This window comes from Ruegeria sp. CDSA021, assembly GCF_059612325.1.
Window position 1 is genome coordinate 24,646 of sequence record NZ_JBXWQJ010000026.1, and the last position, 13,007, is coordinate 37,652.

Genomic DNA, 13,007 nt, shown 5'->3' on the forward strand with positions numbered 1-13,007 from the left:
GTTTTGGAGGGCATCGCACAGTGCTTGGGCCCACAGGTTTTGATTTCTGTTGTGCCAGCGTAATTTTGAATTCATAATTAAGTCAAACGAAAAAGACTCCTTCAAAACATAATGGACCGCCCATGCCGCAGCTTGCCGAAGCCCTGAAAAAACGTGTTGAGGGTGATGTGTTGTTCGACGCATTTTCGCGCGGGCGCTATGCGACGGATGCGTCACTTTATCAGATGATGCCGGTTGGTGTAATGTCACCGAAGTCCGAGGATGATATCCGAGCGGCTCTTGATATCGCGCAAGAGCACAGCGTCCCGGTGCTGGCGCGCGGCGGTGGTACATCCCAATGCGGCCAGACTGTAAACACCGCGCTGGTGCTGGATAACACGCAGTATTTCAATGATATTCTTGAGCTGGATGTCGAGGGGATGCGCTGCGTTGTGCGACCCGGCATCGTGCTGGATGAGTTGAACCGTGCGCTGAAACCGCATGGGCTATGGTTCCCGGTCGATGTTTCCACCGCGTCGCGGGCGACGATTGGGGGGATGACGGGAAACAATTCCTGTGGCGGTAAATCTCTGCGCTACGGAATGATGCGTGACAATGTTCTGTCGATAGAGGCCTTTCTGGCAGACGGCAGCAAGCACCATTTCAGGTTGGTTGCAAACGCGGGGGACCTCGAATTTGCAGCGTTGCGCGATGACCTGCTGGGGCTCGGCGCGCGGGAAGCGGCTGAGATCGATTCCCGATTCCCCAATGTGATGCGCAGGGTCGGGGGGTATAACATCGACGCGCTGGTGCCTCGCGACACGCCTCAAAACCTTGCGCACCTGTTGGTGGGGTCAGAGGGCACGTTGGCTTATTCTACCGCGATCGAGCTGAAGCTATGGCCCATTCTGTCAGAGAAGGTGCTGGGCGTCTGTCACTTCCCCACCTTCCATCAGGCGATGGATGCAGCCCAACATCTGGTCAAGCTGAACCCGCAGGGAGTGGAGCTGGTCGATGCCACGATGATTGCGTTGGCCCGCGACATACCGATGTTCCGCGACACGATTGAGGAATTCGTGACGGGTAAACCGGACGCGCTCCTCTTGGTGGAGTTCGCCGAAGAAGACACCAGCACGCACCCCCGAAAGCTGAAAGAGCTTGAGGAGCTTATGGGCGATCTGGGCTTTGCCTGGGACAAGAGCGGCAAGAACTGGGGCGGTGTGACGGCGGTGCCCGATCCGAAGATGCAGGCACGCATCGCCGATCTGCGCAGCTCCGGCCTCAACATCATGATGTCAATGAAAGCGGACGGAAAGCCAGTATCCTTTGTTGAGGATTGCGCGGTCGAATTGCCTGATTTGGCCGAATACACGGCGGGTCTGACAGAGATTTTCGAAAAACATGGCACGCGCGGCACGTGGTATGCGCATGCATCCGTTGGCTGTTTGCACGTGCGGCCTGTCCTGAACCTCAAGCTGGATCAGGACGTCAAAAAGATGCGCGCAATCGCGGAGGAATGCTTTGATTTGGTTGCGCGCTACAAGGGCTCGCATTCAGGTGAGCATGGCGACGGGCTGGTGCGCTCGGAATTTCATGAAAAGATGTTCGGACCGCGAATGGTGGCAAATTTTGCCGAGGTGAAGCGACGGTTCGACCCCGACGGTCTTTTCAATCCCGGAAAGATCGTCGACGCGCCCAAAATGGACGACCGCTCGCTCTTCCGGTACAGCCCGGTTTACAACGTGCCTGAATTTCGGACTGGCCTTGATTGGTCAGAATGGACAGGCAGTGGCGGAGGCTTTCAGGGCGCCGTTGAGATGTGCAACAACAACGGCGCTTGTCGCAAGTTGAAAGGCGGCGTTATGTGCCCATCTTTCCGGGTGACTCGCAAGGAGCAGGATCTGACACGCGGGCGTGCGAATACTCTGCGTTTGGCGATTTCGGGTCAGTTGGGGCCGGATGCACTGACGTCTGATGAGATGGCAGAGACGATGAAGCTTTGCGTATCTTGCAAAGGATGCAAACGGGAATGTCCGACCGGCGTGGACATGGCCCGGATGAAAATCGAAGTGCAGTCAGCCAGGGCCAAGAAAAATGGGCTCAGCCTGCATGACAGGCTGGTTGCGTACCTGCCGCGCTACGCCCGCTGGGCAGCGCGGATGCCGTTCCTGCTGAACCTGCGCAACAGCGTCCCGGGGCTTGCAAAGTTGACCGAGAAATTCAGCGGGTTTACCGAAACGCGCGATTTACCAAAATGGCATGCACGGCCATTCAAAGACGCCGAGGTCGCACCGCAAGAAGCGCCTGAAGCGGTTCTTTTTGCCGATACGTTCAACCGATATTTCGAACCAGAAAACCTTCGGGCGACGTTGAAGGTGCTCAGGGCCGCCAATGTACCGGTGCAGATTGCATCCCCTGCGAAAGGCGAAAGGCCATTGTGTTGTGGGCGGACCTTCCTATCGGCTGGTCTGATTGAGGAAGCAAAGCAGGAAGCACAACGCCTTGTCGACGCCCTGTTGCCCCATGCCAAAAGCGGTATTCCGATCATAGGTTTGGAACCCAGCTGCCTGCTGACTCTCCGGGATGAAATTCCAGCCCTGCTGCCCGGTGAAGATACCAAGCTGTTGGCCAAATACGCCCGCATGTTGGAAGAGTTCATCGCAGACCAAGCCGAAAACCCTGACTTTGTCCTTCCTTTGACCTCTCCTACGCAAAAAGTACTGCTGCATGGTCATTGTCATCAAAAGGCGATGGGCGTGATGTCCTCAATCAAAAAGACACTCGCCCGTTTACCCGACACGGAGATTGAGGTGGTCGAGACCAGCTGCTGCGGCATGGCGGGTGCCTTTGGCTATGGCGTCGAAACACACGAAGTATCTCGCAAGATGGCCGAGCTTGATCTCATCCCTGCGGTGCGTGCGGCCTCAGAAGACACGATTGTTGTTGCCGATGGCACGTCATGCCGTCATCAAGTGGCCGACATGACGGATCGTCAACCTATCCATATCGCGCGTCTGCTGGAACGTGCATTGAAGCCCTGAGGTAACGCTATGACACTTCACACGTCTCAGACAATCATGCGGAAGTCTCTGCATCACGAGCTGGTTGAGAGGCTCCAGACCTTGATCATCAACTCCGAATTAAAGCCCGGGGCCAAGGTGCCCGAAAAGGAACTGTGTGATCGGTTCGGTGTGTCACGAACACCGCTCCGAGAAGCGCTGAAGGTGCTTGCGTCCGATGGGCTTGTGCGGCTGGAGCCAAATCGAGGGGCTTGGGTCACGCAGGTCACCGAAGAAGAGGTGCAAGATGTCTTTCCTGTGCTGGGCGCGCTTGAAGCGCTCTCTGGCGAATTGGCCTGCAAGCATATTACGGACACTGAAATAGAAGAAGTACGCTCAATGCACGCACAAATGATCGAAAGCTATGAAAGCAGGGATCTGGACGCCTATTTTAGCATCAACCAGAAGATCCACCGTGCCATCCTGCTTGCGGCCCGAAACGGGACATTGAGGACCTCTTGCCAAGCCCTGTCTTTGCGGATGCAGCGGGCCCGTTACCTGGCAAATATGACCGATGGCCGTTGGTACGATGCTGTGCAGGAGCACGAGAAGATTCTCGAATATCTCGTCGCCCGGGACGGCAAAAATCTTGCTATCACCCTTTTGCACCACATGGACGCCAAACGGGCTTCTGTTGTGAAGTGGATACGGACCCAATAGTGGGGGACATTTTTGAAGTATCGATTGCTTCGAACGATGGAATAGGAACCTGCATCTTTGGAGGAGAATGCGCGGTAATCTCCGCGCGGAGACACCCGGCACACAGCTCAACCCAGATTATTGGGCAGACTAAGCTGGGATGATGCACATTGTGAAGAAAGCACTAACTCAGTCTTTTGAGTTCGATCAGAAAATGTCGTTCTATGATTGGACTGCCCGGACGTACATTCGCAGGAAGTTCATTTCCTGAGTGTTGACAATACTGCGCCACAGTTGTCCCGTTCGTTTCTTTGTGTTTGCGGAGAACGCACAGAGCAAACGAACTGAACCCAAAGGCACGCCGTCCTCAAATATTCATCAAAGAGAACTAGGTCTCTACGAACGTCCGCTTTCTGGCGCGCCGCCGGCAGCAATATCGATCTCTTGAATGGCAGCTAAGGGCCGCCCTTGCGATGTCCAATGGCTGCAATGCGCGCTTCGCACCCGTTTGTGCCGAGCGCAGCATCCGCCACTTTGGGCTCAGAGCAGCCGTTCGCTGCGTTCCGTCTGAATGACCGCTGAGCGGACTTAGCTGCCGTTAACTTTTAGCGGTCAAATGTCCGCTTCCCCCGGTGTTCTAGTGGTCTCTGTCGCACAAGCCGTGGTCGGCCAACGATGCTAATACGTAGCAGTCTTCGGAAACGCCTTCACCATTGCAGCCCTTCGATATCCGGTTGAGTTCCTTTTCAAGTGTTCGGAGGCGTTTGATCTTGGCGCGGACCTCTTCAAGTTGAGATGTTGCGATATCCGTCGCAGCCTCGCACGACCGGTCGGGGTGCTCCTGCAATTCGATCAGCGAAGAAATTGCTTCAATTGAAAACCCAAGATCACGCGCATGGCGGATGAAGCTCAGCCGCTCCAACCCAGCTTGGTCGTATCGTCTTTGGTTGCCTGACGTGCGCTCTGCCTCGGGCAGTAGTCCCATTTGCTCGTAATACCGGATGGTCGGAACTTTGACCTTTGTGCGCTTAGAAAGCTCGCCAATGGAAAACATGAAGAAACCTCTTGAACCTCTAGTCACTAGAGACATTACATCATGAACAACCAAAGATGAAAGAGGATTCCCATGGCTGGTTGCTGCGGACATGACGCCAAGTTTGACGGTGTTTCAGATGACTACAAAAGACGGCTCTGGATCGTGATCGCGCTCAACGCGGCGATGTTCTTTGTCGAGATGACAGCGGGTCATTTGGCCAAATCCCAAGCGCTGCAGGCAGACGCACTCGACTTTGCAGGCGATGCGCTCACCTACGGCATTTCGCTTGCTGTCATCGGGGCCTCTCTCCGCGCGAGAACGAATGCAGCACTGTTCAAAGGCATCAGCCTTCTGATGATGGGCATTTGGGTGTTCGGATCGACTATCTATCGCGTCTTCTATGTTGGCGTTCCAACTGCAGAGATCATGGGGGGCGTCGGCTTTCTCGCGTTGCTTACCAATCTAGCAAGCGTCTTGCTTTTGGTCCGCTACAAAGATGGTGATGCCAATGTTCGGTCGGTTTGGCTGTGTTCGCGCAATGACGCGATTGGGAACGTGGCAGTGATGTTTGCAGCACTTGGTGTCTGGGGTACGTCGACAGGTTGGCCTGATCTTGTCGTGGCAACCGTCATGGCCGGGCTCTTTCTGTCGTCTGCCTTCCAAATTGTGCGCCAAGCCTTGGCTGAGCGCCGGGAAATGAGCGACCATAAGCACGCGGAAGCATGATGCAGCCGACCAAGCGCAAAAACAGACCTTCGCCATAGCGCGGCATCTTGGCAGGTATGGGCTCGGTGCGGTCTTTCGCTGCAACTTGCGTGAACGTCTACTTTGCGGACAAACTTGCCATCCGCTTCATTTTTCTCATTGTCTGCTAGTGGCGTACGACCGACATCTACGCTTTCCCTGAAAAAGGGGATGGTTCTTTTGCTGCCATTTGGTGCAAAGAAGGACGTCTTCGCTCCTACTGACGGATTTGCAACGTGTTGAAGCTCATCAAGAATGCGCGTCTCTATTCACCTGAGCCTGTAGGTTTGGGCCATATTCTCACCGCGGGTGAGCGCATCATTTACCTCGGCAGTAAAAATCCCGAATTGCCGGACCAGCTTCAGGCAGAGATCATTGACGTCGAAGGTGCAGCGGTTGTTCCGGGTTTTATTGATGGGCATGCGCATATAACTGGCGGTGGCGGTGAAACCGGACCAGCCAGTCGGATGCCGCCGCTTGTCCTGTCCTCTTTCACGCGTGCCGGTGTCACTTCAGTCGTTGGAGTATTGGGCACGGACGATCTGACACGCAACACCCAGACGCTGGTGCAACAGGCCTATGGGTTGCGGGAAGAAGGACTTTCAGCCTGGTGTCACACCGGTGGCTATCACGTCCCACTGACCACCCTCACCGGTTCAGCCCGTGGAGACATTGTGTTCCTTGATCCGGTCATCGGTGTTGGGGAACTGGCGATCAGCGATCACCGGTCGAGCCAACCGACATTGGACGAGTTTCTGCGGATCGCGAGCGAGGCGCATGTCGCGGGTCTGATGACTGGCAAGGCGGGGATTGTGCATTGCCATATGGGAGATGGCGAGCGAGGGCTGTCAATGTTGGAACAGGCTATCGCGACCTGCGAAATCCCCGCACGCGTCTTCAATCCAACCCATGTCAATCGCAACAAACCACTCTTCGAACAGGCCGTGGCACTAGTACGGCACGGATGTTACATCGACGCAACCGCATTCCCTTGCGGACATGTCGAGCCGGGCATCTCTGCTGCTGAGGCCTACATTCAGTTTCGCGATTTGGGCGGTCACGCGGACCGTTTCACCATCAGCTCTGACGGTGGTGGCTGCCTGCCCGCCTTTGACCATGAAGGCAATCTGACACGGTTCGGTGTGGGTTTGTCCGACACTTTGCCGGACATGCTGCGCGAACTCACCAACAGAGGAGTACCAATGCCCGAAGCTCTGGCTCCGCTGACCTCAAATGTCGCTGACCTGCTGAAGCTGCACCGAAAGGGTCGTCTGAACGTGGGTATGGACGCTGATTTGGTCGTTCTTGACGAAAACACTGCCGTGCGGCATGTGATGGCCCGGGGGGAATGGCATGTACGCGACGGCCAGATAGCCCGACGCGGCATGTATGAACAGGTTTGAGCGCCCGCGCGGTCCTCGGTGGCTGCCCGCTATAGCACCGGAAGGTAGTTAAGATATGTGCCCTGCACCCGTTGATGCAGAAACCCCGCGCGGGTTCATCATTCCGATCGGCGGCGGTGAAGACCGCGTCAAGGAAATGCAGATTCACCGAAAGTTCGTAGAACTATCCGGCGGTGCCGACGCTGATATCGTCGTGATCCCAACAGCCTCGATGCTGGAAGAAACTGGACCGGACTACAACCGCATCTTTTCCGAGCTTGGTGCAGGCAAGGTTGAATTCCTGCCTATCTCGCGCCGCGCCGATTGCGACAACCCGGATTACGCGGGGATGCTGGATCGTGCGACCGGGATTTTTTTGACCGGTGGGAACCAGTTGCGCCTGTCAGCGATTCTTGGAGGCACGCTGGTCGCCCAGAAAATCCGGCGTCGAAACGCGGCAGGGGTGCCGGTTGCAGGAACCTCGGCCGGTGCTTCGATCATGTCCGAGCATATGGTAGCAGGCGGCAGCAGCAACTCTGGTCCAGCCGAAGGTAACATCACGCTGGCTCCCGGTATGGGTTTGACCAACGCCGTCATCATTGATCAGCATTTCACCCAACGCAACCGCCTGGGTCGATTGCTAACCGCTTCATCTTTTAACCCTTTTCTAATCGGATTGGGCGTTGACGAAGACACGGCGGCCTTCATTGGGCCCGATAACGTCTTTGAAGTAATCGGCAGCGGAACGGTTACCGTGGTGGATGCGAGCCATTTGACCCATTCTTCGATGTGGGATGCCCGTCGCGGCGAAGCACTCAGCCTTCTTGGACTTCGGCTTGACGTTCTGGGTGAAGGGTGCCGTTATGATCTGACGGCTCGCCAGGCTTTTCCGCCGGATGAGCATATGGCGTTCTGCACTTTGCCGGATCTGTCCGGGGATGAGGCCGCCAGCGGGGGGAAACAATAATCTAACCAACGAGGAACCTCATGAAAATAATCTCGACCAATGTCTTTGTCGGCCCGAATGTCTGGGCAAGTTTTCCGGTCATTCGCCACGTCATTGATCTGGGCGTTTTGGAAGATTGGCCTTCGGCCAAAATTGGTTCCGAGTTTATTGATGCATTGACCCAGGCCCTTCCCGGTCTGGCGGAACATGGCTGTTCCTACCGCGAACCCGGTGGTTTCATCCGCCGATTGCGCGAAGATGAAGGTACTTGGCTTGGTCATGTTTTGGAACATTGTGCCATTGAAGTGCAGAACGTGGCCGGTTCGGATGTAACCTTTGGCCGCACGCGCGGCACAGGCGAACCCGGCCAATACAACATGGTTTACGAATACCGCCAGCGCGATGTTGGTCTGGACGCAGGCAAGCTGGCAATGCGGCTGCTGATGTATCTATTGCCGCAATCCCTCAAGGAACAGGTGGACTACGACTTCGACCCGGAATTCAACTGGGATGACGAGTTGCGTAGCTTTGTGCTGCGGGCGCAGCGCAAGGAATTTGGTCCCTCAACCGGCTCATTGGTTAAGGCCGCGCAAGAGCGTGACATCCCTTGGATCAGGCTGAATTCTGGGTCACTGGTTCAGTTCGGGCACGGCAAATACCAGAAACGCATTCAGGCAACCATAACCTCTGAGACCAAGCATATCTCGGTCGAGATTTCCTGCGACAAGGAAGACACGCACAATCTGCTGAACGATCTGGGCCTGCCTGTGCCGCAGCAACGCATGGTCTATTCCGCGCGTGAAGCCGTGCGCGCCGCCGCACGGATCGGGCACCCGGTGGTGGTCAAACCGCTCGATGCCAATCATGGGCGCGGTGTTTCGATCAACCTGAACTCGGATGAAGAGGTCGAGGCAGGCTTTGCCGAAGCCAAGGAACATTCCCGCAGCCGCGCCATTCTGGTGGAAAGCTTCATCACCGGGTTCGATCACCGGATGCTGGTGGTGAACAACAAGCTGGTCGCGGTGGCCAAGCGCGTGCCGGGCCATGTGGTAGGCGATGGCACGCACACGATTGCCGAACTGGTCGATATCGTGAACGAGGATCCGCGCCGTGGCATCGGGCATGAAAAAGTGCTGACCATGCTGGAGATCGACAATCAGGCCAAACGCCTGATGGAAAATGCGGGCGTGACGGAAAAAACTGTGCTGCCTGACGGCGAGGTCTTTTATCTGCGATCAACCGCGAACCTGTCGACCGGCGGCACGGCCATTGATCTGACGGATGTGGTGCACCCTGACAACCGTGACATGGCCGAGCGTGCCATCATGGCCGTCGGGCTGGATGTGGGCGGTGTCGATTTCCTTATCGACGACATCACCAAATCCTACAAGGATATCGGCGGCGCGATTGTCGAGGTGAACGCCGCCCCCGGTTTCCGGATGCACGTGGCACCGTCCGAAGGTCAGTCGCGCGACGTGGCGGGCAAAGTGATCGACATGCTGTTTCCGGCCACCGAGGAAACCCGTATCCCCATCGCGGCAATCACCGGAACCAACGGCAAGACGACCACTTCAAGGATGCTGGGGCACATCATTAAAACCAGCGGCAAGACCGTTGGCATGACCTCGACCGATGGTGTTTATGTTGACGGCAAGCTGAGCGTCAAGGGCGACATGACGGGACCCAAGTCGGCACAGATCGTTCTGCGCGACCCGGCTGTCGATTTTGCGGTGATGGAAACCGCACGTGGCGGACTTGTGCGGTCGGGTCTGGGCTATCAGCGCTCGAACGTAGCGGCCTGTCTGAACGTCTCGGCAGATCATCTGGGCCTTGGCGGCATCAACACGGTTGAGGAACTGGCCGTTGTCAAACGCGTGGTGGTGGAAAGCGCCACCGACACGGCCGTTTTGAATGCCGATGACATCAACTGTCTGAAAATGGCCGACTATGCCGGTGCGGATCAGATCTTTTATGTCACCACCAACCCGGGGCACAGCCTGGTCAAGGAACATATCAAAGCAGGCGGCAAGGCCATTGTGCTTGAAAAGGGCATGAATGGTGACATGCTGACCATTTATGACAACGGTCTTCATATCCCGGTGCTGTGGTCGCATCTGATCCCGGCGGCATTGGAAGGCAAGGCCATCTTCAACGTCCAGAACGCAATGTTCGCCGCCGCGATGGCCTATAGTTTCGGAGTGGACCTGGACAATATCCGCCACGGGCTGCGCACCTTCGACACCAGCTATTTCCAGGCACCCGGGCGGATGAATGTCTATGACGAGCATCCCTTCAAGGTGATTCTCGACTATGGCCACAACCCTGCCGCGCTCACGGCGATGGCGGCGTTGGCCGATCAGTTGGAGGTCAAGGGCCGAAGGCTGTGCGTTGTTGCGATGCCCGGCGACCGGCGCGATGAGGATATCGTAGACGGGGCCGCCGCATTGGCCGGGCATTTTGATCATTTCATCTGCAAGGCAGATGACCGCCGCCGGGGCCGTGGACACGACGAAGTGCCGCAAATGATGCGGCAGGCCCTGATCGACAACGGCGTCGATGATGCCGCGATCACGATCATCCCGGATGAGGTCGAAGCGGTGACTGCAGCGTTGGAACAGGCCGCACCGGGCGATCTGCTGGTGATTTTCGGTGATGACACAACGCGCTGCTGGAAGCAGATCATCTATTTCAACTCCGATAGCGAAGCGCCAGTCCCAGAGGCTGCGCCGGTGGCAAGCCCCATCGACACCTCGTTCGAGGACATGTTCGAAAGCGACCAGAACCTGATCCGGGATGCGCGCGGCGTGCGCCTGGCCCGCGACATCAGCGAAGACGCGGATTGAGCGGGGGTACCGGAATGGACCGGATCGAAGAGCTTGAAAACGCGCTGACAATTGAAAGCGCGTACGCCGATCATATCCGGGTAGACGATGCCCGACGCCTGACCGGGCCGGGACTGTTGTGGAACCGCCCCGGCGCGGTGATGGATGTGTTTTTCACCGATATCGGCGCCGCGCAGGTCACCGCTTTGTGGGAAAAACACGCGCGCCGCGTGCTGGACGGGCTTGGCTGGCAGGATCAGGACGTAACCCACCGCAGTTTCACCGGTGGCGTCAATCTGGCGATTTCAGCGCCGATGGATCAGCTCTATTCCGCGATCTTCGCGGTGCAAACCGTCTGGCATTTCTGTGCTGCCGAACTGTTGGCATCCGAGCCCGGCGATTTCGATCAGATGGTTGCGGATGTCAAAAGCGTTATGGAGAAGGAAGCCAATCCCGCGCTGATTGCCCTGATTGCGGCAGCAGAGGCGCATGGTGTGGATATCCTGTGCGATGATGACGAAGTGTCGATCGGGCACGGTACTGGCAGTCAGACCTGGCCGGTCGATGCGCTGCCTACCCCTGATGACTTGGACTGGTCGGCTCTGCACAATATCCCGGTGGCCTTCATTACCGGAACCAACGGCAAAACAACTACAACCCGTTTGCTTGAGGCGATCGCGCGCGCTTCTGGCAAGGTTGCCGGGCTGACCTCGACCGAATTTGTGCGGGTGGGAGACGACATTCTCGACCGTGGCGATTATTCCGGTCCTGGCGGCGGTCGAATGCTGTTGCGTGACAAAAGGCTGGAGGTCGCCTGTCTGGAAGTCGCGCGCGGAGGTATCCTGCGCCGGGGTCTGCCGACCCGCGCGGCAACGGCAGCGGCGGTCACCAATGTGGCAAACGACCATCTGGGGCAATACGGGGTCAACACGGTGCCGGAACTGGCTCAGGCCAAATTCGCCGTGCATCGCACGCTGGCCGAGGGTGGCGTGCTGGCACTGAATGCCGATGATGAATTTGTCCGTGCCGAGGCGGCGAATACATCTGCGAATATCTGGTGGTATTCGCTGGATGCGCAGAATGCCCTGATCCGTCAGGCCCGCGATGCGGGCAAGTGCTGTGCCTATGTGCGGTCGGGAAAAATCGTCTTTTTCGATGGTGCGGCGGAACGGGTGGTGATCGCTGTCGGCGATGTGCCCCTGACCATGGGGGGCGTAGCAAAATACAACACCCTTAACGTCCTAGCGGCCTTATGCCTTGCCCTGGCATTGAACCTGCCCGTTCAGGCAGCTCGAAAGGGGTTGGCAGGGTTCAAGCCCGACGCCAGGGACAACCCGGGCCGTTGCAACGAGTTTCTCTATAATGGCGCGCGGGTTTTTGTGGATTTTGCCCATAACCCGCATTCGATTTCGGCCGTTTGCGATGCCCTGTCCAGCCTGCCGGCAAAACGGCGTTTTATAATGCTCAGCCATGCCGGGGACAGATCCGATCAGGATATCCATGACGTCACTGCGACGGCGCTGAACTTCGAACCCGACGTGGTCGTCGCAACAGAACTTGAGGGGTATCTCAGAGGTCGCGAATTGGGTGACATTTCTGATCTGATCGAACGGGCAGCGTTGGACCATGGGTATGGTGCGCACCAAATACTCAGAGCTCCTTCGCCCACACAAGCCGCTTCAATGATACTTGAAAAGCTTGAGCCGGGAGATGTTGCCTTGCTGCTGGTTCTGTCCGATCGCGACGCCGTTCTCGCGATGCTCGACCGATAAACAGAGCCGGGTGCCGGTGTCACGCAGTTGTAGCTAGCACACGGCGATGTAAGCGCGCGCAAATGCAAACAGGCGGGGAAGTATGCACCAAAAATGTTGCACCTTCGTCCTGAGACCGATCGGAGGCGTACTACGGTGCAGAACCCGCCAAGTGATCGTTGCGCAGTATCCGGTACTTTGGGCTCAGCGCAGTCACCTGACGGATTTACTTAGATGACCGATTAGTGGCCTTGAGCGGGCGTTCACCCCCGAAAACTCGGAGTTTCGAACAGGAACGACCGCCCTCACCATAAAGCGGTCGCTCTCCCAAATCTTGGCTACGACCGGCTTGCGAACGAAGTGGACATTGAAAATGCTCAAACTAACGGTCTCTCACCAGTGAACAGCCTGGTCCAAGATAGATCACCGAATTCCACATCTCTTCCGTCACTTTGTAGTTGTCGGTTCCTCTTCATTGTTCGTCTGTTGGGCTGAGTTCTCCTGAGGCGGGCCTTTTTGGAAAGGTTTGCTTTTCAATGTCAAAAAAAATACTCCAAACTGCGTTCATCATCGCTAGGCTCAGGACTCATAGCCAATAGATGACGAGTGCGGCGAGTGCGATGGCTGACAGGAAGACTTTCGGGCATCT

8 protein-coding genes are annotated in these 13,007 nt (G+C 56.8%); 7 read left to right on the forward strand and 1 reads right to left on the reverse strand.

What is annotated here, in order from left to right:
- The first annotated feature begins 122 nt into the window (after positions 1–122).
- Together AC2FLD_RS21290 and AC2FLD_RS21295 are read left to right on the forward strand one after the other, a co-directional pair.
- The gene (locus tag AC2FLD_RS21290; protein ID WP_496673996.1) at positions 123–3,020 is read left to right on the forward strand and encodes an FAD-binding and (Fe-S)-binding domain-containing protein; all 2,898 of its coding nucleotides are present in this window, start codon (positions 123–125) and stop codon (positions 3,018–3,020) included.
- 9 nt (positions 3,021–3,029) lie between these two features.
- Positions 3,030–3,698, forward strand: coding sequence for a GntR family transcriptional regulator (locus AC2FLD_RS21295; RefSeq protein WP_496673994.1), 669 nt, complete (start codon positions 3,030–3,032; stop codon positions 3,696–3,698).
- Between the two features lie 616 nt (positions 3,699–4,314).
- Here AC2FLD_RS21295 and AC2FLD_RS21300 read toward each other — a convergent pair.
- Positions 4,315–4,731, reverse strand: coding sequence for a MerR family transcriptional regulator (locus AC2FLD_RS21300; protein WP_496673991.1), 417 nt, complete (start codon positions 4,729–4,731; stop codon positions 4,315–4,317).
- Between the two features lie 72 nt (positions 4,732–4,803).
- Between AC2FLD_RS21300 and AC2FLD_RS21305 the strand changes: the two genes are divergently transcribed.
- The 5 genes from AC2FLD_RS21305 (at position 4,804) to AC2FLD_RS21325 (ending at position 12,379) form a co-directional block, all read left to right on the forward strand.
- On the forward strand, positions 4,804–5,439 hold the full coding sequence (locus tag AC2FLD_RS21305) for a cation efflux transmembrane domain-containing protein (protein ID WP_496673989.1): 636 nt from the start codon (positions 4,804–4,806) through the stop codon (positions 5,437–5,439).
- Positions 5,440–5,693: 254 nt separating this feature from the next.
- Positions 5,694–6,860 carry a beta-aspartyl-peptidase gene (gene iadA, locus AC2FLD_RS21310; protein WP_496673987.1) on the forward strand — a complete coding sequence of 389 codons (1,167 nt, stop codon included), beginning with the start codon at positions 5,694–5,696 and terminating at the stop codon, positions 6,858–6,860.
- Between the two features lie 55 nt (positions 6,861–6,915).
- Entirely contained in the window at positions 6,916–7,806 is an 891-nt protein-coding gene (locus AC2FLD_RS21315) for a cyanophycinase (protein ID WP_082643737.1), read from the forward strand.
- Positions 7,807–7,826: 20 nt separating this feature from the next.
- The gene (cphA, locus tag AC2FLD_RS21320; protein WP_496673985.1) at positions 7,827–10,628 is read left to right on the forward strand and encodes a cyanophycin synthetase; all 2,802 of its coding nucleotides are present in this window, start codon (positions 7,827–7,829) and stop codon (positions 10,626–10,628) included.
- A 14-nt stretch (positions 10,629–10,642) separates the two neighbouring features.
- Positions 10,643–12,379: a Mur ligase family protein gene (locus tag AC2FLD_RS21325; protein ID WP_496673983.1), complete on the forward strand. Its 1,737-nt coding sequence runs from the start codon at positions 10,643–10,645 to the stop codon at positions 12,377–12,379.
- The last annotated feature ends 628 nt before the right edge of the window (positions 12,380–13,007 follow it).